Origin of the sequence: Propioniciclava sp. MC1683 (assembly GCF_014164675.1) — a bacterium.
In the GTDB taxonomy this organism is placed as follows: domain Bacteria; phylum Actinomycetota; class Actinomycetes; order Propionibacteriales; family Propionibacteriaceae; genus Propioniciclava.
Map to the genome: position 1 here is coordinate 1 of NZ_JACJFX010000040.1, position 25770 is coordinate 25770.

At 72.0% G+C, this 25770-nt stretch carries 23 protein-coding genes and 1 pseudogene; 9 read left to right on the forward strand and 15 right to left on the reverse strand.

Features of this window, described 5'->3' with window-relative positions; all coding sequences use genetic code 11:
- Positions 1–39: 39 nt before the first annotated feature.
- Together H5397_RS15315 and H5397_RS18955 are read right to left on the reverse strand one after the other, a co-directional pair.
- A complete protein-coding gene (locus H5397_RS15315; protein WP_182818477.1) occupies positions 40–1044 on the reverse strand; it encodes an McrC family protein in 1005 nt (334 codons plus the stop codon).
- A 10-nt stretch (positions 1045–1054) separates the two neighbouring features.
- The gene (locus H5397_RS18955) at positions 1055–3538 is read right to left on the reverse strand and encodes an AAA family ATPase (RefSeq protein WP_182818478.1); all 2484 of its coding nucleotides are present in this window, start codon (positions 3536–3538) and stop codon (positions 1055–1057) included.
- Positions 3539–3804: 266 nt separating this feature from the next.
- Between H5397_RS18955 and H5397_RS15325 the strand changes: the two genes are divergently transcribed.
- Together H5397_RS15325 and H5397_RS15330 are read left to right on the forward strand one after the other, a co-directional pair.
- Positions 3805–4131, forward strand: coding sequence for a hypothetical protein (locus tag H5397_RS15325; protein ID WP_182818480.1), 327 nt, complete (start codon positions 3805–3807; stop codon positions 4129–4131).
- Between the two features lie 18 nt (positions 4132–4149).
- Entirely contained in the window at positions 4150–5544 is a 1395-nt protein-coding gene (locus H5397_RS15330; protein ID WP_182818481.1) for an AAA family ATPase, read from the forward strand.
- 53 nt (positions 5545–5597) lie between these two features.
- Here H5397_RS15330 and H5397_RS15335 read toward each other — a convergent pair whose 3' ends face one another.
- From H5397_RS15335 to H5397_RS15355, 5 genes are all read right to left on the reverse strand, one after another.
- Complete coding sequence (locus tag H5397_RS15335) at positions 5598–5816, reverse strand: hypothetical protein (RefSeq protein ID WP_182818482.1); 219 nt, start codon at positions 5814–5816, stop codon at positions 5598–5600.
- A gap of 99 nt (positions 5817–5915) precedes the next feature.
- The gene (locus tag H5397_RS15340) at positions 5916–6569 is read right to left on the reverse strand and encodes an LUD domain-containing protein (protein WP_182818484.1); all 654 of its coding nucleotides are present in this window, start codon (positions 6567–6569) and stop codon (positions 5916–5918) included.
- A 2-nt stretch (positions 6570–6571) separates the two neighbouring features.
- Positions 6572–8077 carry a LutB/LldF family L-lactate oxidation iron-sulfur protein gene (locus tag H5397_RS15345; protein ID WP_182818485.1) on the reverse strand — a complete coding sequence of 502 codons (1506 nt, stop codon included), beginning with the start codon at positions 8075–8077 and terminating at the stop codon, positions 6572–6574.
- Complete coding sequence (locus tag H5397_RS15350; RefSeq protein ID WP_182818486.1) at positions 8074–8865, reverse strand: (Fe-S)-binding protein; 792 nt, start codon at positions 8863–8865, stop codon at positions 8074–8076. Before H5397_RS15350 ends, H5397_RS15345 begins: the two co-directional genes overlap by 4 nt.
- 28 nt (positions 8866–8893) lie before the next feature.
- Positions 8894–10594: an L-lactate permease gene (locus tag H5397_RS15355; protein WP_182818488.1), complete on the reverse strand. Its 1701-nt coding sequence runs from the start codon at positions 10592–10594 to the stop codon at positions 8894–8896.
- A 115-nt stretch (positions 10595–10709) separates the two neighbouring features.
- Between H5397_RS15355 and H5397_RS15360 the strand changes: the two genes are divergently transcribed.
- On the forward strand, positions 10710–11465 hold the full coding sequence (locus H5397_RS15360; protein ID WP_182818489.1) for a FadR/GntR family transcriptional regulator: 756 nt from the start codon (positions 10710–10712) through the stop codon (positions 11463–11465).
- Between the two features lie 152 nt (positions 11466–11617).
- On the opposite strand, the gene H5397_RS15365 is transcribed toward H5397_RS15360, so the two are convergent.
- Positions 11618–12529 (reverse strand): SGNH/GDSL hydrolase family protein, encoded by a 912-nt coding sequence (locus H5397_RS15365; protein WP_255438975.1) that lies wholly within the window; start codon positions 12527–12529, stop codon positions 11618–11620.
- A 115-nt stretch (positions 12530–12644) separates the two neighbouring features.
- Positions 12645–12854: pseudogene (locus H5397_RS19210) on the reverse strand (bifunctional nuclease domain-containing protein); the annotation flags it as partial.
- 266 nt (positions 12855–13120) lie between these two features.
- On the opposite strand from H5397_RS19210, the gene H5397_RS15370 reads away from it, so the two are divergent.
- Together H5397_RS15370 and H5397_RS15375 are read left to right on the forward strand one after the other, a co-directional pair.
- A complete protein-coding gene (locus tag H5397_RS15370; RefSeq protein ID WP_220492337.1) occupies positions 13121–14083 on the forward strand; it encodes a VOC family protein in 963 nt (320 codons plus the stop codon).
- 16 nt (positions 14084–14099) lie between these two features.
- On the forward strand, positions 14100–14747 hold the full coding sequence (locus H5397_RS15375; RefSeq protein WP_182818494.1) for an HAD-IA family hydrolase: 648 nt from the start codon (positions 14100–14102) through the stop codon (positions 14745–14747).
- Between the two features lie 13 nt (positions 14748–14760).
- Here H5397_RS15375 and H5397_RS15380 read toward each other — a convergent pair whose 3' ends face one another.
- A complete protein-coding gene (locus H5397_RS15380) occupies positions 14761–15921 on the reverse strand; it encodes a lycopene cyclase family protein (RefSeq protein ID WP_182818495.1) in 1161 nt (386 codons plus the stop codon).
- A gap of 46 nt (positions 15922–15967) precedes the next feature.
- Positions 15968–18214 carry a hypothetical protein gene (locus H5397_RS18960; protein WP_182818497.1) on the reverse strand — a complete coding sequence of 749 codons (2247 nt, stop codon included), beginning with the start codon at positions 18212–18214 and terminating at the stop codon, positions 15968–15970.
- A gap of 219 nt (positions 18215–18433) precedes the next feature.
- Between H5397_RS18960 and H5397_RS15390 the strand changes: the two genes are divergently transcribed.
- Together H5397_RS15390 and H5397_RS15395 are read left to right on the forward strand one after the other, a co-directional pair.
- Positions 18434–18712 carry a hypothetical protein gene (locus tag H5397_RS15390; RefSeq protein ID WP_182818499.1) on the forward strand — a complete coding sequence of 93 codons (279 nt, stop codon included), beginning with the start codon at positions 18434–18436 and terminating at the stop codon, positions 18710–18712.
- Between the two features lie 27 nt (positions 18713–18739).
- Positions 18740–19483 (forward strand): alpha/beta fold hydrolase, encoded by a 744-nt coding sequence (locus tag H5397_RS15395; RefSeq protein ID WP_182818500.1) that lies wholly within the window; start codon positions 18740–18742, stop codon positions 19481–19483.
- On the opposite strand, the gene H5397_RS15400 is transcribed toward H5397_RS15395, so the two are convergent.
- Positions 19462–19935: a DoxX family membrane protein gene (locus tag H5397_RS15400; RefSeq protein ID WP_220492338.1), complete on the reverse strand. Its 474-nt coding sequence runs from the start codon at positions 19933–19935 to the stop codon at positions 19462–19464. The genes H5397_RS15395 and H5397_RS15400 overlap by 22 nt on opposite strands.
- Before the next feature lie 36 nt (positions 19936–19971).
- On the opposite strand from H5397_RS15400, the gene H5397_RS15405 reads away from it, so the two are divergent.
- Complete coding sequence (locus H5397_RS15405; protein ID WP_182818502.1) at positions 19972–20448, forward strand: glutathione peroxidase; 477 nt, start codon at positions 19972–19974, stop codon at positions 20446–20448.
- Here H5397_RS15405 and H5397_RS15410 read toward each other — a convergent pair.
- Positions 20391–22412 carry a copper-translocating P-type ATPase gene (locus tag H5397_RS15410; protein WP_182818503.1) on the reverse strand — a complete coding sequence of 674 codons (2022 nt, stop codon included), beginning with the start codon at positions 22410–22412 and terminating at the stop codon, positions 20391–20393. The genes H5397_RS15405 and H5397_RS15410 overlap by 58 nt on opposite strands.
- 254 nt (positions 22413–22666) lie before the next feature.
- Between H5397_RS15410 and H5397_RS15415 the strand changes: the two genes are divergently transcribed.
- On the forward strand, positions 22667–22993 hold the full coding sequence (locus tag H5397_RS15415) for a hypothetical protein (protein WP_182818505.1): 327 nt from the start codon (positions 22667–22669) through the stop codon (positions 22991–22993).
- Positions 22994–23159: 166 nt separating this feature from the next.
- Here H5397_RS15415 and H5397_RS15420 read toward each other — a convergent pair whose 3' ends face one another.
- A complete protein-coding gene (locus tag H5397_RS15420) occupies positions 23160–24656 on the reverse strand; it encodes a plasmid pRiA4b ORF-3 family protein (RefSeq protein WP_182818506.1) in 1497 nt (498 codons plus the stop codon).
- Between the two features lie 253 nt (positions 24657–24909).
- Positions 24910–25554 (reverse strand): NAD(P)-dependent oxidoreductase, encoded by a 645-nt coding sequence (locus H5397_RS15425; protein WP_182818508.1) that lies wholly within the window; start codon positions 25552–25554, stop codon positions 24910–24912.
- Positions 25555–25770 lie beyond the last annotated feature (216 nt).

A 25770-nucleotide genomic window follows, 5' to 3' on the forward strand; every position in this document is an offset into this window, starting at 1 on the left:
GACACAAGCCCGACACGACAATTCGTGTGCCCACCGTTTTCAGCCGTTCCGGAACCACCGAATCGCGTTGACAAGCATCGATGCTCGCTCAGACCCGCCCGAATGCCCACCAACTGCGGAACTCGGGTCCGTGTGCCCCCGATGATCGGTGACGATCAGATCAGGCGCTGTGACTACGAAGCGTTCTTCGTCCAGGGGCACGGGTTGCTGGCATGTGAGGCGGCGGCCGTCGGTCAGCAGGGCGGCGACCCGCGCTGAGACGAAGTCTTCGAACACTATGTTCATGTCGACCATGAAGGAGGACGTCACCGTCGAGCCGGCCCCGTGTCCGAAGCCGGACGACCTCAGGATGAGGATGGCCAGCTGGGCGGTGTCTGCGTAGTGGTCGTTCAGGCGGTTGGTGAGCGGTGCGGTGGCTGTGAGGTCATCCGGCCGCAGCGCTCCGACTCCCGGGATCATGCGCATGAGGCGCCGCAGGTCCATCGCAGTGTGGAACGGCACCCCTGGCTGGCGGGCCAACGCGTGGGCGGCCGAGGTGACGAGCCGGTTGAGACGAGTGTCGACAGTCCACTCGTCGAACCGGCAGGGAAGAGGCGTGGGTAAACCACCCGAGTGAGCGAGCGCCGGGAGATCGACGCGTCCACGGAGGGCGTCCAGCCGCTCTGCCTGCTCCACATAGGCGCGATCGGGGCCGAGCACCAGCGTCCGCTCCAGCATTCGCGCGTACCACGCGGCCACTGCTTCGGTGAGGGACGCCGAGGCATGGCCCAGTGAGGGGTCGAGGAAGGAGAGACGCCGGGTGCTCCACGTCATGAGGCAAAGAACGTTCTCCACCGGCACCTTGGGGATGACGTGCACGACCAATCCGGGGATGCTGATCGACCCCACGTGGGAGGACGCTGTGAGTCGGAAGCCTGAGCGCGCGGGAGTGATAGACAGGCGAGATCCACTCCCCAGCTGAAGCTGGCGAGCTTGGGCATCCGTCAGCGACACGTCCACCGAACGGTACTCGGGAACGTGGATGGTGACGGGTTCGACGGTCATGTCGGTCCGTTCAGGGCCGTTCTCCGTCGGCTACGCTCACGCCGCTTTCCGTGTTGGCGTGAGGTGACTCACCCGCTGGTTCCCCGTCCTGAGGCGCGGCGCCAAGATTCAGCTGGGATTGGTAGCGGGCGCGTACCGCAGGCCAACTCCACCGTGCCAGCTCTTCGGTGCGTCCCCACAACAACTCCTCCAGCGTCGGGTGGATGTTGTAGGTCCAGATGCGCTCCAAAGCCTCTTCGGACAGGTCCTCCTTCATGAAGTGGCTTGGCCCGATCGCCAAGTGGTCGCCGACCTCGGTTCGCAGCTCAGCATTCACCGCGTCCAGCAGATCGGCGACGGCGGTAGCGCGGCCGTAGCGGTGAAGCCAGCGGCGCAGGAGCCCCTTCATCGTGCCGAGGTGCGGGAAGAAGGGGATGAAGTGGAAGCGTCGACGCAGGGCGGCATCCACCAGGGCCACCGACCTGTCGGCCGTGTTCATGGTCGCGATGAAAAGCAGGTTTCGTGGCAGCTGGAAGCCCTCAGGTCGGTACAGAGTTGCGACCTTCGCGTCCCGGTACTCCAGCAGGAACAGCAGTTCACCCATCACCTTGGGCACGTTCGCCCGATTGAGCTCGTCGATCACCAGGACGTAGGTGTGATCCGGATCGGCGCTGGCTGCCTCCGCGATCCTGGCCAGGGGTCCCGGGCGAAGCTCGTAATGCACCTGACCGCTGGCGAGAGTGGGTCGGAGCCCCTCGAAGAAGTCCTCGTAGGTGCTGGCCGGGTGGAACTGGACGATCGTTGTCCGATCGGCTTCGCCTTCGGCCAGTGCCGTGGCCAAGCGCTTCGCGACGAAGGTCTTGCCCGTGCCGGGCGGCCCGTAGAAGACAACCTGTCCCTTGTCGTCCAGGAGGGCCGCGATCTCCTCGAGGAAGGACCGATCGAGGCTCAATTGCGTGGCGGCGTCGCCGAGGTAGTCCACCTCCGTGGTCGGGATCTCTTCTTCAAGAGGCTCGTCGCCCTCTTCGAACGGCACCGCTCCCCGGAAAGCGAGCAGGTCGTCCCACTCGGCTTCGGACCACGTGTCCGGCTTCTCTCCGAGGCGGACGAGTGTCCACAGCAGCCCCTGGACGTCGAGCCGGTCGCGGGGAGGATTCTCCCAAGTTGGAGCGTCGCGCAGGACCTCGTCGAACAGCAGGTACGCGCGGTGGAGCAGGTGGCCCGGGGTCGAGTCCGGCGGCGCCGCTCCCCACCCGGCCAATCGCCACATGGCACGTGCGGTTTCGATGGTGACCGGGGGGAACTGCTTCTCATCCTTGGCAAGGAGGAGGGTCGATGCGAGGCTCAGGACCGCGCCCGGCGTCGTTCGTCCCGACGGTGCGATCAGCCGCCCGAAGGCATCGACAGCGGGGGCGACATTCTCGGGACGCGCATCGTCCCAGAGTGTGTGCAGCGCGTGAGCGCCGTCGGCGGGATTCTCCCGGACCCAGTCGTTGAGGGGCAGGCGGTTGAAGGTGCTGGTGAGGTTGTTGCTCTTGTGGTTGAGCCCGGCTCTGACCAGATCAGGCCAATCCGGACTGTCCGTGGCTGCCCTGCGGGCTTCGCTGAGCTTCCCGGCGACCTCGAGCTTGTGGCTTCGCTCATGCCGGTCGAAGTCCAACTCGGTGGTCTCCCACAGTCGGCGCGCCCAGGAGAGGAACGCGTTCCACTGTTTCTGAGGCGCAGCCCACAGCCAGTGCAGCGGGTCGCTGCTGGCGTCGTAGTAGCTGTACCCCTCACCCCAGGCCCCCGAGAGTCGTCGCCGGATGGCCATGAGTGCGCGGTCCGCGTCTGAGGTGTCGTCGCCCTCTTGGGCGAAGCGCTCGATGATCAGTCGCTTGTGCGTTGGAGAGACCGTCGACTCGAACACGTCCGGGTAGAGCTCATGCAGCAGACCCCACCGGGCGGCATCTCCCGACGGTGTCGGTGACGCCGCCCAGAAGTCTCGCAGTGCCAGCGGGTCGTTCTGCAGCTCCGCGATCTTCTCGCGTGTTTCCCGCAGCAAGGCCGAGGTGAGCGTGATCAGCGTTGCGAGCTGCACGTCGCGGCGCGTGTTGGCCCACTGGCCGGGGTGCGCGAAGCCTGGGCTCATGGATGCCGCCACTTCAGCAGGCAGAGCTGGCCGGTCGGGGTGCCAGGACAGGATCGCGTTGATGTCGGAGATCTTCTTCTTCCCGGAGATGGCGCCCTCCCAGATCCACCAGAAGAAGGCGACGTGGAGCTCAGCCATGAGCTGGACGGCGTCGGGAGATGCGTCGCTAAGTTGCTCCTGCAGCTTCTGCAGGAAGGTGAGACCCGCCCTCAGGTCGGGCCGTTGGACGAACTTCTCGTCCAGTTCCTCGAGGTTCTCGAGGGTCCAGATTCGCTTCCCCGGAGTCAGGATGGATCCACCCTCGGGAAGGGTCTCCATGAACCATTGGGACGCGAGCGTGTAGATCCGCTGCTTCTCGGCGTCGTTGCCTGCATGAGCTGTCACGGTGCCTCCTGGGAATGAATCATCCCTATCCTGCCCACAAAAGCCTCGATGGTGGGGCTGTACGGATTTCGCGCGGGGTGTCCGTGGAGGGCCTTCGCGGTCACTTCTGGAGGGTGAAGGACGACACCAGCGTCCAACGATCACCAAGGAGATGACATGACCACGCTGACCACGACGCGTTCGAGGAAGACCACCCACCAGCCGACGTCCGATCGCACACCTGCCTGCCGCTGTCCGAGCGCTTCGGACGGGCGACGCAGGCCACCGTGCTCGTCGACCCGCAGCTCACCGCCACCAGGGCGTCCGCGACGGTGCCGGTCCAGGTCGTCGACGTCCCGGCCGACACGCAGACCGACGGCACGCTCGACGTCGCGGTGACCTTCACGGGGAGGGGCGCCACGACGCGCATCGATGAGCGGGCCCACTGGACCGACCGCCACGTCATGTGGCTGGAGGGGACCCGGGGCGGGGAGCGGGGGTGCACGGCCGAGGCGTCGTTCGACGGCGTCCCGGTGCCCGGGGAGCTCGTCTCCTGCAGCATGTCGCGCGTGCGACAGGCCGAGGTGCGGGTCTACCACAACGTGACCTCGTAGGTCGGCTCAGGAGGCGCCATGCCCGGGATCGTCCCGAGCCCATGGCCCCTGACCGGCCGTGGCGCCGAGTTCCGGGCCGTCCTGGCGGCACTGCGGCGGGGGTCGGTCGGGGTGGTGCTGGCCGGTGGGGCGGGCGTGGGCAAGACCAGGCTCGTCCGCGAGGCCGTGGCGCCGCGGCGACTGCCGCCCGGACGTCGCGTCGTGTGGGTCCAGGGCAGCGCCGCCGCCCGGGCGCTCCCGCTGGGGGCGTTCGCCGGGATGGAGGCCGGGCGGTCGGGCGCGTCCGGGACCGCCGCCGACGCCGTCGGCCGGACGCTCAGGGCGCTCGACGCGTCCGGTCCGGTCCTGCTCGTCGTCGACGACGCGCACCTCCTGGACGAGCTGTCCGCGATCGTCGTGCACCGAATGGTGACGCGCGGGCTCGCGCCCGCGGTGGTCACGATCCGCACCGGCGAGGACGCCCCCGACCTCGTCACCGCGTTGTGGAAGGACGAGCACCTGCCGCGCCTCGACCTGGAACCGCTCGGCCGGGACGACGCCGCCGCGCTGGTCGCCCAGGTGCTCGGCGGGCGCGTCGAGGCCGCGTCCGCGCACCGGCTGTGGACGCTCACCGGCGGCAGCCCGCTGTTCCTGCGGCACCTCCTCGCCGGGGAGGTGGACGCCGGCCGCTTCAAGGCGTCCTCGGGAACGTGGCGCTGGGTCGCCGAACCCGTCCTCACCCCGGAGTTGGCCGCGCTGGTGCGCGACCAGATGGGGGCGCTGGACCCGGGCGTCCGGGATGTCGTGGACCTGGTCGCGCTGGGCGAGCCGCTGGCGGTCGGGACGCTGGTCGCGCTCAGCGCGCCGGACGCCGTCGAGGCAGCCGAGGCCCGCGGGCTGGTGCGCGTCGAGTCCGCCGGGGCGGGGCTGGTGGCGCGCCTGGCCCACCCGCTCTACGGCGAGATCCGTCGCGCCGCCATGGGGCGGCTCCGGGCCCGACGGCTGCGCGGCCTCGTGGCGGGCACGCTGGCGGACGCCCCCGACCCGATCCCACGGGCCGTGCTGACGCTGGAGTCCGACCTGCCGCCCGATCCGTCCCTGTTCCTGCGGGCGGCGACGGCGGCGGTCCGGCTCTACGACCTGCCGCTGGCCGAGCGGCTCTCGCGGGCCGCCGCGGCGTCCGGCGACGCCGAGGCTCCTCGCCGGCTTCACGCCCGTCGTGGTCGTGGCGGTCATCCTGGCCGTCCTCCTGCTGGCGGCCGCGCCGATCCTCGAGGTGGTGCTGGCAGCGTTGACGCGCTGAGCCGGGGGCGGCCGGGGTCAGGCGGCGCCCGGCCAGACGAGGTCCATCCGGACGGCGCTGTGGCTGACGTCGAGCAGGGAGTGTTTGTGGCTGCCGTCGGGGTCGACGCGGTAGCGGTAGCCCAGGGGTGAGGTCCACAGGGCCGCAGCTTGGGCGCGAGCTCGGTGGCGAGATGTTCCGCGACCTACGGGGTGCCGGCGCCGCCCGCTCGCACGAGCCGCTCGTGGCCGGGCAGGGCCGGGCGGGACGCCCCGAGGGTGGCGTAGGAGCCACAGAGCTCCGCGATGAGCTGCACCTGGCGGACCTGGGCCGCGTGCTCCTGGGCCGCCGGGGAGCAGAGGGCGTCCACCAGCCCCCGCGCCTCCCGCGCCTGCCCGGGCCGCCGGCCCCCCGCGTCCTCCATGCCCCCCACGCTAGAGGCACCCTCCGACATTGTCCGAACGACAGTACGAATCAGGTGGCGCGACGGACACGCGAGAGTGCCCCACGCATCCCGACCCGCTCAGCCCTCGGCCAGCACGACCCACAGCTGCCGGGGGCCGTGGACGCCCTCGACGCGGCTCAGCTCGATGTCGCTGGTCGCCGAGCCGCCGCTCAGCCACGTGACCGGACGCCGTGCGCGCAGCGCCGGCGCGAGCCGGGCGACGCCCTCGGGGACGTCGCTCACGACCTGGTCGGCCCGCACGACGCACACGTGGATGTCGGGCAGGAGGCTGAGGACGCGACGGCCCTGGTCCTCGGCGTGGTCGAGCGCGATGGTGCCGGAGTCGGCCATGCCCACCGCCGCCGCCGTGACGACGGCGTCCACGGTGTTCAGCGTCGCGTGGTCCAGCGGGGGGTCGTCCGCCAGGATCGCCAGGCCCGCGTCCGCCACGGCCCGCGCCCACGCCGCGGGGACGCCACCCGGCAGGACCACGCTCGTCGCGCCCAGGGTGACGAGGGCGTCCGCGACCGCCTGCGGGACGCCGGCGTCCGGCACCCGCACGATGGTGGCGCGGTAGTCCTCGACCTTCTCGACGAAATCGGCCAGGACGTCGGCCGTGGCGAGCGGCTGCCCGTAGGTCCACTCGACGGGGACGTCGACCGCCGGATCGGACTCGGTGACGTCGCGGGTCGCCTCGCGGACGCGCCGCAGGATCTCGTCACGTGCGCTCATGGTCAGGCCTCCTTCTTCTGTGCTGCGTGCTTCTGGGCCTCGTGCTGCTTCCACCACTGCCGGAACGTCTCGACCGGGGGCGCGTCGACGTCGCGGGCCCGCAGCCAGCGTCCGACGAGCGGCACCGGCATGGGGCCGAGGACGCGGCCGTCGAGGACCTTGCCCGCGGCGCGCGTGGCCAGCTGGGCCTTCTCCAGGTTCTTGCCGTCGGCCATGACCCAGGCCACGGTCTTCATCACTCCCTGCTCCACCGTCGGGTGCTTGCCGGTCTTGTACTCGACGACCTGGTGGCGCAGGTGCACGAGGATGTCGGTGAACGGGATGCGCACCGGGCAGACCTCGTTGCACGCCCCGCACAGCGTGGACGCGAACGGCAGGGCCTGGTCCTTGGGGTCGCTGACCCCGTGGAGCTGCGGGTTGAGGATCGCCCCGATCGGGCCCGGGTAGGGCGAGCCGTAGGCGTGCCCACCGACGCGTTCGTACACCGGGCAGATGTTGAGACAGGCCGAGCACCGGATGCACCGCAGCGCAGCGCGTCCGAGCGGGTCGGCGAGGACCCGGCTGCGGCCGTTGTCGAGCAGGATGACGTGGAGGTCCTGGGGACCGTCGCCGGGGGTGACGCCGGTCCACAGGGAGGTGTAGGGGTTCATCCGCTCGCCCGTGGACGACCTGGGGAGCAGCTTGAGGAAGACCTCGAGGTCCTCGATCGTCGGCAGGATCTTCTCGATGCCGACGATCGACACCAGCGTCTCCGGCAGGGTGAGGCACATGCGGCCGTTGCCCTCGGACTCCACGATGACCAGCGTGCCGGTCTCGGCGACGATGAAGTTGCCGCCCGAGACGGCCATCTTCGCCCGCAGGAACTTTTCGCGCAGGTGGGCGCGGGCGGCTGCGGCGAGCTCCGGCGGGTCGTCGGAGATGCCCTGGGGGGCGGGACGGCCGTAGCGTCCCATCTCCTCGACGAAGATCTCGCGCACCTCGGAACGGTTGCGGTGGATCGCCGGCACGAGGATGTGGCTCGGCAGGTCGTGGCCCAGCTGGACGATCAGCTCGGCCAGGTCGGTCTCCCACGCGGCGATGCCCTCGGACTCCAGGTGCTCGTTGAGGTCGATCTCCTGGGTCACCATCGACTTGATCTTGACGACCTCGTCGACGCCCTTGGCGCGGGCGATCCCGGTGACGATCCGGTTGGCGTCCGCGGCGTCGCGGGCCCAGTGGACGGTGACGCCGGCCTCGGTCATGGTGCGCTCGGCCTGCTCGAGGTAGGTGTCGAGGTGGCGTCCGACGCGGTCCTTGATCTGGGCGGCGGCGGTACGCAGCTCCTCCCAGTTGGGCACCTCGGCCGCCCGGTCGGCCCGCTTGTCGCGGATCGTGCCGGTAGCGTGACGCAGGTTCTTGCGCTGCTGGGTCAGTTGCAGTTCGACCTTGACGGCCTCGGTGAAGACGGGCAGGCCCTCCCAGCCGCCCTCGGGGGGCGCGGGAGTGCGGCGCGGTGCGGAGGTGCTCATGCGAGATCCTTGTCGGTCGAGGCCAGGACTTCGGCCAGGTGCACGGTCTTGATGCCCGACAGCTGGCGGTGCAGGACCCCGCCGATGTTGAGCAGGCAGGCGTTGTCGGCCGCGATGAGGTACTCGGCCTCCGTGGCGCGCACGTGGCGCGCCTTGTCGTTGGCCATCGCGATCGACACGTCGGGGTTCTTCAGCGAGAACGTGCCGCCGAAGCCGCAGCACTCGTCGGCGTGGGGGAGGGGGACGAGCTCCAGGCCGCGGACGGCCCCGAGCAGACGGTACGGCCGGTCACCCACCTTGGCGAACCTGGTGGAGTGGCAGGTCGGGTGGTAGGTGGCGCGGTGGGGGAAGTACGCACCGACGTCGGTCACCCCCAGCACGTCCACGAGGAACTCGGTCAGCTCGTAGCTGCGTGCGACCACGGCAGTGGACTCCCGCTCGAGCCCGGCGTCCTTCGCGTGCTGGGCCAGCATCGGGTGCTGGTGGCGCACCGACGCGACGCAGGAGCCGGACGGACCGACGATGTAGTCGTACTCGCCGAACGCCTTGACGTACGACTTGACGGTCACGAGGGCCTCGTCGAAGTAGCCGGTGTTGGTGAGGATCTGGCCGCAGCACGTCTGGCTCCGGGGGAACTCCACCGTGCAGCCGAGGCGCTCGAGGAGCTTCACGGTGGCGGCCGGGGCGCCGGGCATCATCGTGTCGTTGATGCAGGTGGCGAAGATGGCCACCTTCGTGCCGAGACCGGGGAGGCCGGTCTCAGCGACGGGATTGACAGGGGCGGTCATCGAAGACTCCTTCGCGGTGGGTGGACATTCACGGGAGCAGCCAGCTGAGGACCGGGGTCGACATCAGGCCGGAGAGGATGCAGAGCAGGACGAGCAGGACGAGGCTCCAGGGGATCATGCGGCGCAGGATCGCGGACTCCGACCCCGGCAGTGCGATGGAGGTGGAGGCGACCGACAGCGACTGCGGCGAGATCATCTTGCCGACGACGCCACCGATGCCGCCGCCACCGACGAGCAGCGTGCGCATCTGCTCGACGTCGAGGTGGGCACCGTTCCCGCCGATCTCCTGGCCGACGCCGGACTGCAGGCCGGAGAACAGGATGTTGGCGGACGTGTCCGAGCCGGTGACGTAGGTGCCGATCCAGCCCAGGATCGGGGCGAAGAACGGGTAGAGAGCGCCGGTCATCGCGATGAACAGACCCAGCGCCAGCGTCTGGCCCGAGTCGCCCATGACGTACGCGAGCGCGACGACCGAGCCGATGGTGAGCGCCGAATACCGCAGCTTCTTCGCGTTCTTGAGCAGGGTGGCGACGATCGTGCCGAGGCTGAGCCGGTAGATGAGGCCCACGACGATCGCGACGAAGGCCAGCAGGATGCCGGGGGTGGACGCCCACGCGAACGTGAACGTCTGGTGGGACGCATTCTCCCCGGCCACGTTCATCATCTCGCCGAGCAGAGGCCAGGCGAACCTGATGTCGGTCGACACCAGGGCCGCCTTGACCTGCGGCAGCGCGGCGATGCCGAACACGACGATGACCAGGGCGTAGGGCACGAGGGCCATGAGGATGCGGTTCGTGGTGAGCGGCGCGGCGTCGGCGTCCGAGGGGGTGGCGGGCGTCGGCAGGTGCTTCTCGAGTTCGGCGTCGATCGGGGTCGCGACGCGCGCCACGGCGGTTTCGCCGCCTCGGGGCTTCCAGAACTTCAGGAAGACGATCGCGACCGCGACGCTGACGATGGCGGCGACGGCCTCGGTGAGGTTGAACAGCGGGCTCGCCGAGACGATCCACTTCATGGCGGCGAACGTGGCCGCGACGACCAGGCCGAACGGCCAGACCTCCTTGACGCCCCGCTTGCCGTCCATGACGGCCAGCAGCAGGAAGGGGACGACCAGGCAGAGGATCGCCGTCATGCGTCCGGACACGATCGAGACGGGCATCACGTCGAGCTCGCCGACCTTGGCGGCCATGATGACCGGCAGCCCGACGGCGCCGAAGGCGACCGGCACGGTGTTGGCCAGCAGCGCGGTCATGGCGGCGCGGATCGGGCTGAACCCGATGGCCAGCAGCATCGCCGACGTGATCGCCACCGGAGCGCCGAACCCGGCCAGCGACTCGAGCAGGCCGCCGAAGCAGAAGGCGATCAGCAACGCGAGGACGCGCGGGTCGTCGCTCAGCAGGAAGAACGCCCGCCTCAGGTCGTCGAAGCGTCCCGAGACCACGGTGATGTCGTACATCCAGATCGCGGTCAGGAGGATCCAGACGATGGGGAACAGGCCGTAGAGGAAGCCGTGCGCGCTGGTGCTGAGGGCCATCGTGATCGGCATGCCGAACGCGGTGACGGCGACCAGCAGGGCGATGACCCACGAGAAGCCGCCGGCGAGGTGGGCCTTCCACCGCAGGACCCCGAGGGTCACCAGCATGGCCACGATGGGGAGCGCCGCCACGAGGGCGGAGAGCCACTGGGCGCCGAGGGGGTCGGTGTCGGGGGTGAAGGCCTGGAGGAGGACCATGGAGACTCCGTTGCTCTGCCGATGGGACCGTTTGGTCTGACCAATGTTTCTTTGGTCAGACCATAATGCGGGCAGCGGGTCGGCGTCAAGGAGTCCGCGTGGCATCCTTGGGCCCATGGCCAGCGACACTGCCGCTCTCACGCCACCCCGGGGCGAGGTGCCGACGGGCGGGTTCGAGGTGGTGATGACCCACCTCACGGACGCCATCCTCGACCGCACGTTCCCGTCGGGCAGCCGGCTGCCGACGGAGCGCCAGCTCGCGGCGGACCTCCGGGTGAGTCGCAGCGCCGTCCGCGAGGCGATCAAGGTGCTGCAGGCCCAGGGGACCATCACCACGGCCGCCGGTCCCGCCCACGGCACCCGCATCTCCACGACGGCCGGCCACGCCTTCGGCCGCATGTTGCGCCTGCACCTGGCGCTGGGGTCGGCCGACTTCGGCGAACTGACCGACACCCGCGTCGTCCTGGAGCGGGCCGCCGTCGCGGCCGCGGCTCGGATGGCGACCCCCGAGGCGCTCGAGCCCGCCCGCGAACTCGCCCGGCGGATGAGCTCGGTCACCGGGTCCGAGGAGTTCAGCGTCCTCGACACCGACTTCCACGTGGCCCTGGCGAGCCTGGGGGAGAACCGGCTCATCAGCGACCTCACCGTGGCCATCCGGCAGGCCGTGGCGCCCATCATCCGCGACGCGCAGCGGGTCCTGCCCGACTGGGAGCTGTTGCGACAGCGGCTCGTCCGGGAACACGTCGGGATCCTGGACGCCGTGGCGGCGCGCCGCGACGACGAGGCGGCCGACCTCACCGAGCAGCACATCCGCGGTGCCCACGCGGCCCTGCGGATCGACAAGGAATCCGGCGCGGTGGAGCAGGACTGAACGACGCCGCCCCCGGCCGGGCCAGCGACCGGTCACGGGTTCAGCCGGTTCTGAGTCCGGGCCCGAGCTCGCCTGACCCGGCGGCAGCGCACGACTGGAAGACACGGGGGGCTCCCGCTGTCCGGACGCCCGCCTGCGCGACGCGACGCGACTCAGCCCCTGACCTTGACGGTCCCGCGATTGGTGTCGCTGGAGGTCTTGCCGCCCGTGGTGACGGTCATGGTCGCGCCCGGCGTGGCCGTGGCGTTCAGCGCGCCGGCGACGACGGGCCGGTAGCCGTAGAGGTATCCGCTGGCGTTGGCGTGGAACGACTCGAACGAGTTGCTCAGTTGCGCGTTCCGGATCCACGGGCTGCCGTCGCACACGGCGTGTCCGAGGAACGCCGGCGGCACGTCGGCGTACGCGAAGCCGGCCGCGGTGGCGGCGACCTTGATGGTGGCGGCCAGGTGGTCCGCGCCGAGGTTGAGCCTGGTCATCTCGTCGGCTGTGAAGCTCGTCAGCAGACTGCAGTCCCTGCCGTTGAACAGCCGTGGGTAGGCGGTGACGACGACCTTCGTACCGGCACCCACCCTGGTCCTGACCTGGCCGAACAGGGCCGAGAGCCGGTCCGGCAGCACGCTGTCGATCTCCCCGTCCGCTTCATTGATCGCGGCGAGGCAGGCGTTCGTGTTGGTGCCGAGGCAGGTCGACAGCGTGTCGGCGAACCCGATGTCGTTGCCGCCGACCGTGATGGTGACCATTGAGGTCGTCGCGCCCAGGGCCCCGAGCTGCTTGCCCCCCACGTCGGCGACGGTGGCGCCCGAGCACGCCTGGAAGTTGAGTGCGTACCCGCCTGCCGAGGCGATGAGCCCCGGATAGCCCTTGAGCGACCGGCGACACGTGGTGCCGTCGCTGAGGTAGCTCCCGGCCCCCACCCCGGCGGCGTAGCTGTCGCCGAGGGCCACATAGCTGGGCTTCGCCGGGGGCTTGACCCTGGGCGCTGCCCAGGCCGTGGTGGTGAGCGACGCGCCGAGGAGCGGCACGCTGAGGGCGGCGACCGCCCCCAGCAGAGCCCTGCGGTTCATGCCTGATTCTCCACCCGCAGGAGCGCCGACGTACAGGGTCGCTGCGTGGGGCACGAGGGGCCCCGTCGCCGCGAAGGCTCCGCCGCGGATCGAGGAGGCTCCGTGTCCCGGCGGCCTCCGCGAGCGTGGCCATGAGGTCGTAGGGCATGGGGCGCGGGGGCGCGTCGGCCACGTCGAGGCCGATGAGGATCGCCGTGGCCTCGAGCGGGCCGACCCAGATCGGCAGGAGGACCCCCTGCCCGGGCTCCTCGCCGACGGGTTTGAGGATCACCACCGGCTGGCCGTTGGAGTCGACGGCGATCGTGTGGACGAGGACCTGGACCATGACGCACCTCCCAGGACGGGCTCGTCTCCCATGGTAGGGCGCCCGAACGACGTGGATCCGACACTCGTCGGGATCCCGCCGTCAGGCGGTTGCTCCTGACAAGGGTCGATGCCAGATGTCCCCTTGACGAGTGTCGGATTCACGTCGTTCGTGGCGACCTCCCGGGTCTCGGGCCGGCCGCAGCGCCGCAGAAGTAGTTGAATATACAACTATCTGGTACGATGGAGGCACGCCGTACCCGCCGGCCGCGACCCGAGGAGAGTCCCGTGACCGACATCGCCCCGCCCTTTCCGCGGGCCACCCCCGCCCCCGGCGCCCCGACCCCTGAGCGGGTGCTGAACGCCGCCACCTCGATGGGTCCGGTGACCCTTCGCGTCGGCGACCTCGAGACCATGTCGGGCTACTACGCGCGGGCCTTCGCGCTCGAGCCGCTGGCGGAACGGAGCAGTGGCCGCGAGGTGCACCGCGTCCTGGGCCGGGCGGGGACGCCGCTGCTGAAGCTGGTCCACACCCCGGGCCTGCCCGGGGTCGACCCGCGCCAGCCGGGCCTGTTCCACACCGCCTTCCTGTTCGAGGACGCCGCGAGCCTCGCCGCGACCGTGCACCGCGCCCTGCAGGAGCCGGGCGGCCATTTCGCCGGCGCGGCCGACCACCTTGTGAGCGAGGCGTTCTACTTCAGCGATCCCGAGGGCAACGGCGTCGAGCTGTACACCGACCGCGACCGGAGCCTCTGGCAGCGGCGCGGCGGCCAGATCCTCATGACGACGGACTACCTCGACCCCCGCGCCTACCTGAAGCGCCACCTCACCCAGAAGGCCGTGGACGCGGCGTCCAGCCTCACCGGCACGGTGGGACACGTGCACCTGCAGGTCGGGAACCTCGCCACCGCACGGGACTTCTACGTGGACGCGCTGGGCTTCGAGGCCACCCTCACCTCCTACCCGGGCGCCCTCTTCGCGTCCGCGGGCGGCTACCACCACCACATCGCGATGAACGTGTGGAACTCCAAGGGCGCCGGCCCGCGCGCCGCCGGCCTCGGGCTCGGCGACGTCGCCGTGCGGGTCCCCGGGCCCGCCGACCTGGACGCGCTGCGCGCCCGCCTGGGCCTGCGGCAGATCCCCTTCGCCGACGACGGCCGCTCCGTCGTCGTGAACGATCCGTGGGGCACCCAGGTGACGGTCGCGCTCCCCGACCCGACCGTCGACGAGGTCCTGGCCCGGGCGTCCTGACTGGGATGATGGCCCCATGACCCACCACGTGCCCTGCCGCGCCCTGCTCTTCGACGCCGACGGCGTCCTCGTCGACTCCGACGCGATCGTCGAGGCCTCGTGGACGCGCTGGGCGCGACGGTGGGGCCTCGACCCCGACGACGTGCTCGCCAGGATCCACGGGCGGCGCTCCGCCGACACGGTGCCGCTCCTGATCGCACCCGAGCACCAGGCCGAGGCGAACGCCGACATTGACCGTTCCGAGATCGAGGACGCCGGCGGCGTCACCGCCTGCCCGGGCGCCGCCGACCTCCTGGCCAGCCTGCCCGCCGGCTTCTGGGCCGTGGTCACCTCCGGCACCCTGGCCCTGGCGTCGGCCCGGTTCGTGGCGGCGGGGCTGCCCGCACCGGAGGTCTGGGTGACCGCCGACGACGTCCCCGCGGGGAAGCCCGACCCCACGGGGTACCTGACGGCCGCGCGCGCCCTCGGCGTCCCCATCGCCGAGTGCCTCGTGCTCGAGGACAGCCACGCAGGCCTCGCGGCCGGCGTCGCCGCGGGGGCCGCGGTGCTGGGGGTCAGCGAGCGGGCGCTGGGTGGCGGCGCCCCCCTCGTCGTGCGCGACCTGGCCGGGTGCTCCTGGTCGGGCGAGGGGCTCGAGGTGCAGCGCTCCGCGGTGCTCGGCTGAGGCGTGCCGGGGGTCAGACGGGCCGGATCGCCGGCGCCCCACGGCGCGTGACCGACGGCCCCAGCGTCGCGACGATCAGCTTCCGTTTGCCGGCCGGCGGCATCCGGGCGAACATCCCCCACATGGCGCCGGCGAGGCCGACGGCGTCCGAGTCGCGCGACATGAAGTTGCGCTGCGCCGGTGCGGGGAGGCGTCCGAAGGCGTCGAACAGCGCCAGCGTGCCGGGGACGTCGAGGCGCAGCAGCGCGCGCAGGCCCATCTCGCGCAGGGGGTCGGCGGGGCTCACCGGGTCGGCGACCCGCGGCACGGCCCCCGTCGTGAACGCCTGCGCCAGGGCGTCCGCCCGGGCCAGGGAGTGGGCCACCGAGTAGCCCGTGACGAGGTTGCCCCCGCGGCCGGCCGTGCCGATCGCCAGCGTCCCCGGCACCGGACGCCGTCCGCGGCCCCGCATGGGGATGCGCACGACCTCCCGGTCGAGGGGCCGGTCGAGCACGGACGCCTCGACGCCCCGCGCGAGCAGCCGACGCCGCAGCCGGGTCCGCAGTTCCGCGATCGGGAGCCCCGGCGCCGCGGCCAGGCACGTCTCCTCGAGCAGCACCGCGTCCGGGCCCACCGGGATGGCGTAGAGGAACGTCGGCGTCCCGCCGGGGCCGGCGGCGCCCGCCCAGTCGGTGCGCCAGTCCATGAGCAGGGCGCTCGCATCCTGCAGCGCCGGCGCCGCCGCGTCCGCCGGCACGACGATCCCGTAGGCGGTCTGCGCCGGCGCAGGGTCGTCCGGCACGAGGCCGTCCGGGCGGGCGCCCCGGGCGTCCACCACCACGCGCGCCTCGGCGCGCAGGGCGGCCACGTCGGCGTCCGACAGCCGGGCGCGGCGCACCTGGACGCCCTCGAGCGGCAGGGCGGTCCGGAGCGCGGCGTTGTCGAGCACGAGGTAGTCCCGGGCCAGGGGATAGTTGCCGTGGACGCGGAGCTCCGGCCCGGGCACCCGCGCGCGCACCACCGCCTCGGGGAGGCCACCCAGCTCATCGCCCCAGATGCCGTACGTCGGCGCCCACACCGCGTCGGGGCGCGGGTCGAGCGCGAGCACCGACAGCCCGTGGGCCACGCAGCGGGACGCCAACGAGCGGCCGGCGGGGCCGAGGCCCACCACCGCGACGTCGAACGGGGGAGTCACGACCCCATCGTCGCATCCGGACGGCCGGGGGCACCGCACCCGGGCGTCACCGCGTGACGCGGAGGACGGCGCTGCCCTCGTCACCGGGACCGACGAACACGATCTCCACCCCGCCGCGTCGGTAGAGGCGGGTGCCCGGCTCGGGCTCGAGGAACGTCCGTGCCCCAATGGACGCCTCCGTCCAGTCGTGGTTCACGCTCGGCACGTCGTCACCGGAGTAGTCGCGAACCTCCAGCCGTCCCGGTTCGCCCGAGACGTAGACCCGGTCCGAGTCGACCGACGAACCGCGGTCGCGGAGGTCCCGCCCGTCGTCCAGCAGGATCGCCGACAGCGCCGTCGACGTGGTGCCGACCCGGTACTCGCGGCTCCCCGTCCCGCTCGCGATGCCGACGGAGGCATCGGTGAGGAAACCCAGCTGGTGCAGTTCGGCGTCGGTGAAGGCGTCCGAGGTGTGCGTGTACGACATGACGGACGCCGGGTCGCCCACCTCGTCGATCGTGCACCCCCGCCGGCGCGCCGGGTCGTCGCAGGAGTACGAGCCGGCGTGCACGAGCCCCAGGTCGTGGCCGTACTCGTGGATCATCGTGTGGAGCAGGCCGTACGGCTTGCCCAGCATGACCCAGCCGGCCACCGGCATCTCCTCGGGCAGGTCGTAGCCGCCCACCGACTGGCCGGGCTCGCTGTCACAGATCAGCGCGCGGGCGACGACCACGTTGAGCGCGCCCGCGACGCGGTGCGGCCGCGCCGTCCTCTCGATGGTGTTGTAGCCGAGGTTGACGCACCGGCGGTCATCAGAGCGGAGCGGGGCCGCCGCCGTCACCACCTGGACCGTCGGGTCGAGGGCACCGGCGGTGGCGCTGCGGAAACCCTCCGCGATGGCCCGCAGCGCGGCCGGGTCGCCGGCGCCGAGGCGACGGGCCTGCTCGGCGGCCGCCTCCTGCTCCGCGGGCTCGATCCCGCGCGTCACGTCGAGGTCGGAGTCGACCATGATCACGTTGATCGTCACCGGTCTCGCCGTCGTCCGGCCGGGTCGCGGCGCGACCACGGCCGCCGGGCTCGGACGCCGCAGCGTCGTCCCGTCGCCCAGTTGCCCGCCGTTGTTCTCCCCCCAGCAGCGCAGCGACGCCGCGTCCGACTCGACGCAGCCGTGCGAGAAGCCGATCGACACCGCCGCCGCACCCGCCGACGGGGCGACCACCTCCACCGGGGTGCTGCTGGACGCCGCGGCGCCGTCGTCCGCCGCGGTCTCCTCCGATCGCACCCCGGGCTCTGCGGGCCCCCAGCACAGGACCGCCCCCTCCGCGGTGACCGCACACGTCCTGTTCGCGGCCGAGAGGGCCCGGACGCCCGGCGGCAGCCCCACCACGGCTCCGGCCGTGCTGCGTCCGGACGGGCCGCGGGGGCGGCGTCCGTCCTCCTCGAGGGGGAGCGTGGGCGTCCCGTCGCCGAGTTGGCCCTCGTCGTTCGCGCCCCAGCACGACACCTCGCCGGACGCGGTCAGGGCGCAGGTGTGGGTGAGCCCCGCGGCGACGTCGGTGACCTGGGCCACGCCGACCGCCTGCACGGGGACGCGGGGTGCGGGAGGGGACGCCTCGAGGCTGAGGGTCGCCCCGTCGCCCAGTTGGCCCACCCCGTTGTCGCCCCAGCACCAGACCGAGCCCCCCACCGTGACGGCGCACGTGTGGTACGCCCCCGCGGAGACGGACGCGACGGGCTCCGGCAGCCCCACGACGTCGACGGGGGTCGGGCTGGAGGGCGGTTCTGACTCCGTCGGCAGGACGCGCCCGGCGCCCAGCTGACCCTCGCCGTCCGCACCCCAGCACCGCACGGCGCCGGCGCGGGTGACCGCGCACGTGTGGGACGCCCCCGCCGACAGGCCGACGGCGTCGTGCAGCCCCCGAACCGCCACCGGGAGGCCGCTCGGCCACCGGGAACCGTCGCCCAGCTGGCCCGCGTCGTTCTCCCCCCAGCACCACACGTCGCCCGCCTCGGCCAGGGCGCAGGTGTGGGCGCCGCCCGCGGCCACCGCCACCATGGGAACGTCGAGCCCGAGCACGTCGACGGGGGTCGTGCTGCCCCTGCTCCGGATCCCGATCCCCAGCTGCGCCGACGAGTTGTCCCCCCAGCAGCGGACGCCGCCCCCGGGGCCGACCTGGCACGTGTGGCTGTCGCCGAGGTCCACGGTGGCGTCGAGCCGGTCCACCGGGCTCGTGGGGGCGGGCCCGGGGGCGTCCGGCGTGAGGTGGGGTAACGCCCCCAGCGCCCCGAGGGCCAGCAGGGCGACGACGGCCACGGCCGCGACGAGCCACGCGACCGGCGTGCGCCTCGTTGATGGCCCTCCGCGCGGCGCCGGCGCCCACGACCCAGCCACTGCTGACCGCCCCCCTGGACGCCCTCACGCGGGCTCCGAGGCAATCGTGGCACGAGACCGCCCACGTCGAGGCGGGGTCCGCCGCCGTCCGTTGTGCGACCTCCCGTTAGGCCCACGCCGCCGGACGTGAGTCAATGGAGTATGGATGATCTGTACACCAGAAGCGGTCGGCTGTTGCAACGGTCGGGCTACGACCTCCACTCGCGCTCCGGACGCTACCTCGGGCGCCTGCAGGGCGGGAAGGTGTTCGATCCCGACGGCCGGTACTGCGGCACCCTCGTGGGCGACCGCATCGTGTACCGCACGGTCGACAGCGCCGCCCGCGGCACCGTCACGACCGCGCCCCCCTGCCCGCCCGGCACGGGCCCCAACCGCAACGGCTGCGCCCTCTGGGGCATCGAGCCGCCCTTCGGCGACTGACCTCGTCGCCCCCGTAGCCTGACCTCCATGCGTCGCGCCCTGCTCCTGCTCCTGGTCGGCCTGCTCGGCTACGGCATCGGGATCGCGCAGCCCTACGTGCTGCGCCCGGCGCTCGTCGCCGGGCAGGACGCCGTGTCGGACGCCCCCAGCCGGGCCGCGGTCGTCACCGTCGACGACGTCGGCGGGCGCGTCCTCTCGATCCGCCCCGAGGGTCGGGACGCGCGCCAGCTCCTCGTCTTCTACCCCGGCGGGCTCGTGCGACCCCAGGCCTACGAGTGGCTGGGCCGCGCGCTGGCGTCCCGTGGGGTGCACACGGTCATCCCCGAGTTCGCCCTCGACCTCGCCGTCATCGACACCGACCGCGCCGACGGGCTGATCGCGCACTACGCCGGCGGCCGCCCGGTGGTGCTCGGCGGGCACTCCCTCGGCGGCGCCATGGCGGCCGGCTACGCCGCGAAGCACCCGGACGCCGTGGCCGGGCTCGTGCTGCTCGCCGCGTACCCGCCGAACGACGTGTCGCTCGCCGAGGCGTCCTTCCCCGCGGTGTCCCTGCTGGCCGAGCACGACGGCGTCGCCGACCCGGACGCCGTGCGCGAGGGCCTGGACCGGCTCCCGCGCGGGAGCGAACTCGTCGTCATCCCGGGGGCGGTCCACAGCTTCTTCGGCCGCTACGGTCCCCAGGCGGGCGACGGGCTGCCCACGGTCGCCCGCGCCGCCGCGGAGGCCGACATCGTCGAGGCGGTGGCGTCCTACCTGGACGCGCTGCGCTGAGCTCGCCACGCGCGCCAGGCGCCCGTGGACCACAGGGCCCACGCCACCAGCACGGGCTGGAAGAACAGCCGGACGAGGCGTGAGGTGTCGGAGGTCAGCCCGAAGGCGTCCGTGCCCGTCACGTACTGGGAGATGTTGCCGGGGAGGATCGCCACGAAGAACGCGGCCGTCGTCCAGCCGACCGCGGGCCGCAGCGGCCGGGGCGCGAGGACGAGCGCCGCGCCGAGGCCCAGCTCGACGACGCCGGACGCGACGACGACCAGGTCGGGGTCCAGCGGGACCCAGGGCGGCACCTGCGCCTGGAACTCCTGGCGCAGGGTCGTGAGGTGGCCCGTCCCGGCGGCCAGCAGGAAGCCGCCCAGCGTGAGCCGCCCCAGCGTCCGGGCGAGGCGTCCGGGGGTGCGGGGCTCCGGAGCCGGTGCGGAAGAAGCGGCGGGGAAAAGTCGTTGCATGAGTGAACTATCGCGCAGAAACCCCGAGGAGCCCGCATGCCGACCCTGTACGACTTCACCGCGACGACGCTCGACGGCCGCGAGCGGCCCCTGGCCGATTACCGCGGCCAGGTCGCGCTCGTGGTCAACACCGCGTCCAAGTGCGGGTTCGCCCCCCAGTTCGGCGGGCTCGAGACGCTCTACCAGACCCACCGGGATGCGGGCCTCGTCGTCCTGGGGTTCCCGAGCGACCAGTTCGCGAAGCAGGAGTACGACGACGCCGACCAGATCGCCGAGTTCTGCCAGGTGAACTACGGCGTCAGCTTCCCCATGTTCGCCCGGATCGACGTCAACGGGCGCACCGCCCACCCGCTCTACCGCTGGCTGCGCGACGAGGCGGGGGGTCTGCTCGGCGGGGCGATCAAGTGGAACTTCACCAAGTTCCTCGTCGACCGCGAGGGCCGGGTCGTGCGGCGCTACGCCCCCACCGTCGAGCCGGCCGCCATCGAGGACGACATCCGGGCGCTGCTGTAGTCGACCGCGTCCGGCGTGAGGTCGAGGCGGCGCAGCAGTTGGGCGTTCAGCGCCACGATCACGGTGGACAGCGACATCAGCACCGCCCCGACCGCGGGCGACAGGACGACGCCGACCGGGGCGAGCACGCCCGCCGCCAGCGGCACGGCCACGACGTTGTACCCCGCGGCCCAGACCAGGTTCTGGATCATCTTGCGGTAGCTGGCCCTCGACAGGTCGATCATCGACAGCACGGCCCGCGGGTCGCTCCCGGCCAGCACCACGCCGGCCGACTCCATCGCCACGTCGGTGCCCGCGCCGATCGCGATCCCGACCTCGGCGCGCGCGAGGGCGGGGGCGTCGTTGACGCCGTCGCCCACCATCGCGACGGTCAGCCCGCGCGCCTGCAGTTCGGCCACCTTGGTGTCCTTGTCCTGCGGCAGGACCTCGGCGAACACCTCGTCGATCCCGAGGTCGGACGCCACGGCCTCGGCCACCTGCGTGGCGTCGCCCGTCACCATGGCCACCCTGACCCCGCGACGCTGGAGCGCGGCCACGGCGTCGCGTGACTCGGGGCGCACCGCGTCCTCGAGCGCGAACGCGCCGATGACGACGCCGTCGCGGACGACGTGCAGGACGCCGGCGCCGCGACGCGCCCACGCGTCGGTCCGGCGCGCGAGGTCGGCGGGCGGTTCCAGGCCGCGCTCGCGCAGCAGTGTGGGTCCGCCCACCAGCACCTCGGCCCCCTCGACGACGGCGCGGACGCCGCGTCCGGCGGCTGCCGTGAACCCGGTGGCGCGCGGCCGGCGCCCGGTGGCCCCGGGGTGCGCGGCGGCGGCAGCGACGATCGCCCGGGCGACCGGGTGCTCGCTGTCGGACTCGGCCGCGGCGGCGGTGGCGAGGAGGTCGTCCTCGCCGGTGCCGGGCACGGTCGCGACGTCGGTCACGGTGTGGGCGCCCGCGGTGAGCGTGCCGGTCTTGTCGAACAGGACCACGTCGATGGAGCGCATGCGTTCGAGTGCGCGCCGGTCCTTGATGAGGACGCCCGCGCGGGCGGCCCGCTCCGTCGACAGGGCGATGACGAGGGGGATCGCCAGGCCGAGGGCGTGGGGGCAGGCGATGACGAGCACGGTCACGGTGCGCACCACGGCCTCGTCGGGGCGTCCGAGCAGCGTCCAGACGATGGCGGTCGTGATGCCTGCGGCGAGCGCGAACCAGAACAGCAGCGCCGCGGCCCGGTCGGCCAGGGCCTGGGCCTTCGACGACGAGGACTGCGCGTCCGCGACCATGCGCTGGATGCCGGCCAGCGCGGTGTCCTCGCCGACCGCCTCGATGCGCACGCGCACCGCGGTGTCGGTCGCCACGGTGCCCGCCACGACCCGGTCGCCCTCGCCGCGCGGCACGGCGCGCGACTCGCCGGTGATCATCGACTCGTCGAACTCGGCGCGGCCCTGGGTGATGGTGCCGTCGGCGGGGACGCGGGCGCCCGCCCGGACGAGGACGACGTCATCCACCGCGAGCTCGGCCAGCGGCACGGTGGTCGTCCCGTCGCCCACGACCTTCTCGGCCTCGTCGGGCAGCAGCGCCGCGAGCGCGTCCAGCGCCGAGGACGCCGCGCCGAGGGCCCGCATCTCGAGCCAGTGGCCCAGCAGCATGATGGTGACCAGCAGCGCCAGCTCCCACCAGAAGTCGAGCTCGAACCCGCCCAGGCCCAGAGTCGTGGCCCACGACGCGAGGAACGTGACCATGATCGCCAGGGAGATCAGCAGCATCATGCCCGGTGCCCGCTCGCGGAGCTCCCTGAGGCCGCCGCGCAGGAAGGGCGTCCCGCCGTAGACGAAGATCACCGTGCCGAGCACCGGGGGGATCCAGGTCGAACCGGGGAAGTGCGGCAGGGGGTACCCCAGCAGGTGCGCCACCATCGGGCTGAACACCACGACCGGCACGCTCAGCGCCAGCGACCACCAGAAGCGGTCCCGGAACATGGCCGTGCTGTGTCCGGCGTGCTCGCCGTGGGCGTGGACCTGGTGGTCGTCCGCCGAGGCAGACGGCGACGCGGGGGGCTTGTTGACCCTCGTGGTGAGCCTCGTGACGGCTGGCGTCGGTGTGGGTTCGTGCGGGCGTCATGCGTCCTATTTATACCCCCCAGGGGTATCAGGCAAGGGCTGCCGACGAATCTCCACGAGTTCTCAAGAACAAACCGGCAGGTTCTCGGCGAACGCGACGCACGCTGGGTGGCATGGTGCTGTCGCGTCGCCGTCTGGTGCTCGGCGGGCTGGGGCTCGCGGGTGCGAGCCTCCTTCCCGGGTGCGCCCCGGCGTCGTCCTCCGGCCACGGGGGGACGCCGCGGAGCTACCCCACGCCGGTGCTCACGCCGCCGTCCGGCCGCCGCGTCGTCGAGGCGTCCCTGCGGCCGCGTCCGGTCACCCTCGACCTGGGCGGCGTGACCGCGCGGACGTGGGGCTACGACGACGCCGGGGCGACCCTGCTGCGGGCGACGGCCGGTGACGTCATGGCCGTCCGGGTCGACAACGAACTGCCCGCCTCGACGAGCGTCCACTGGTGACGGCGGAGGCCTGGACGCGCTCATCTACGTCTGGGACGCGTCCCCGACCGAGCGACTGGGCTGAGCTGCGGCCCGGGGAGGCGTGCCCGCGCTACGCCGACCACCTGACGCGCGTCGGCGCCTTGCTGTTACCGTGCCGCGCACTTGCTCGCCGATCGGGTGCCTGTCACCGGGCCAGTAAGGCTCCGGCAATGCGGGTGGCGTCCCTGGCTCCCGGGGCCAGATGCGAGAGGACGCACAGAGAGTCCTGGGCATGATGCCAGAGAGCGCGCTCCAAGGAGACCGGGGACGTCCAGCCGAGGGAGCCGTACACTCCGGCGGCCTCGTGCCGTGCGGCGTAGAACTCCTGGCCGGCGGCGGTGAACAGCAGAGCCAGCAGGCCGGCGTCCCGATCGGATTCGTGACGGCCCAGCGGCAGTCGACCTCTGATGTGCGCGAACAGCTTGCGCGGGTCGTCGACCATGCGTTTCGCGGACGCCGTGGGCAGCAGCTTGCCGTGCTGCTTGCGGAGCAGGCCGAGGCTGACCGCGGATTCCCGTAGTGACAGGACGGGGGTCGTGTTGACCTCGGTGCTAGCTGGGAAGGGCCACGTGGAGTCGATGAGTTCGAGATCGTCGGCGAGCAGCTTGACCAGGGCCGGCGGCAGGTATCCCGCCTGGGTGAGCTTGAGCCCGTCGCCAATCAGGGTGAGGAGGTGGCGGTAACGGTGGGTGGCGGCGTCCAGTTCGGCGTCGGTCAGCTCGACGCGTACGCGGGTAGCCCTGCTGACGAGCGCGGCGATCGGGCTCAGTTGGGCGCCGCCCTGAGCGAGCAGTTGGACGATCCCGGGGTGCCACGCGTCGGGGTTGAAGAGTCCTTGCTCGAGTTGTTCGTTGACCTCGGCGACGTCGAAGTGCTCCGGGTCGTAGCGGGGTGGCAGCCAGGCCAACAGCTCACGCGTCCACTCGGGGTTGTCGGAGGGCTCACCACGCAGGCCGGCGAGGGCGTCCTCATAGCCAGGGACGCCACCGACGTCTTCGGGCGGGCAGGCGCGGCGTCCGGTGACGCAGGAGGCGTCGGGCTGGCCGTCGACCCATGGCTCAACTCTCTCGAGCTTGATCGTGTGGTGCCAACTGTCGCCGAAGTCGTACTCGTAGAAGAGGCGGTGCCCGGGTTCGCCGAGAACCTGGTCGAGGCGCACGTCGTTCTCCGGAATGCCGTCAGTTTCGCCCTCGCTGAGGTCGTAGGCGGTGAGGAACGGCATCATCATGAAGTCCTTGGTGGAGGGCCCCATCTTGAACTGGTGCAGGTGGGAGTTTGTCCAACCCATGGCGACCTGAATGATGCCGTGCAGGTGACCGAGTGTGACGTCGCTGCGCAGGCGGAGGCGGCGCCAGATCGGCGGCTTGGCGTCATCGAGGTCGAGGCGGACGACGTAGGTGGCCCGCTTGCTGCGCTTGCGCAGCAGCTTGGGCTTCGGCCGAGGTGACATGAGGTCGAATGGACCCCGACCGCCGAAAGGCTCGAAGCCCCCGAACGCCCCCAGAGCTTGGAGGACTGCCTCGGGGCTGCCGAGTTCGTCGATCAATTGCTCGGTGATGGCCTGGATGTCGGCCTGGCTGAACGGAGGTGCGTCGTCGGGTTCGGCCTCCGCGCCAGGGAACGGGATGACGTTGTCGGCCACGGTCAGACCTCCAGGAGCTCGTCACAAGTGATGGGTCGGGGGATGCGCGCGGGGACACGGCGTCCGTGATGCGAGCCTACGATCTTGGAGGATCTGGTGGCTACGGGCGCGCCTGGGGAGGATGCTGAAGTCCTCGATCGGGGTGGACGACGTGGGCCCGTCCGCGCCCGCGGTGACGGCGTGGTTGACCCAGATGTCAAGCGTCCCCAGCGCGAGTGCGGCGTCACGCAGGTGGTGCCGTGGGAGTGCCGGGTCAGTGGGCGGCGTGGAAGCGGCGCCGGTGGTGCCTGGGCTGCTCGATCTCGTCGAGGACCGCCAGGGCCAGGTCGGCCGCCGAGATCTGCGAGCTGCCATCGGGGCTGCGGAGCAGGACGTCGTCGCTCGTGCGGTACTCGCCGGTCTCGGTGCTGGGAACCCAGGCGCCGAACTCGGCCGGCGGGCTGAGGTAGAACCAGTCCAGGTCGTCGCCGGCCGCCTTCAGCACCTCGAGCTTGTGGATGCCGAGGTCGGCCTCGGGGCGGACCTCGTCGGGCACCGGGTCGGCGTCGATGAGGCGGGGCCCGTCCGGCGAGACGAGCAGCGAGGAGGCCCCGCCGAGAATGCCGAGCCTCGTTCCGTACTCCCGGGCGAGGGCGAGCACCTGGTCGAAGACGCCTTCCACCTTGCCGGCCATGTCCCCGCGCGGGGAGAGCGCCTCGAACATGACGTCGGCGTCGGTGAACGCCTGACGCAGGACTCCGGGCTCCAGCACGGAGCCCGTCAGGTATGTCACGCCCGGGAGCGGGTCGGCGGGGGCGGTGCGGCTGACGGAGAGGACCTGATGGCCCCGGCGAGCAGCCTCGCGAACGACGGCGCCGCCGGCGTAGCCGGTTCCTCCGAGCACGGTGATGCGGATCATGTACAGTTTCCCTTCGCGCGGGTCGACGATCATCCCAACCCTGTCCCGCCTCCGCCTATTCCTTGTCTGGTGCCGTGCCGCGTCGCGCTCTAGGAGCCTGCTGAACAAGGCGTCTATCTGACGGCGGGTTGGACGTGGGTGGCGGGTGGGACGCCGCCGCGGCTGTCGAGCCGCGAGTGTGAGTCAGCGCAGTTGAGTGCGACAGCGGGGTCGTCG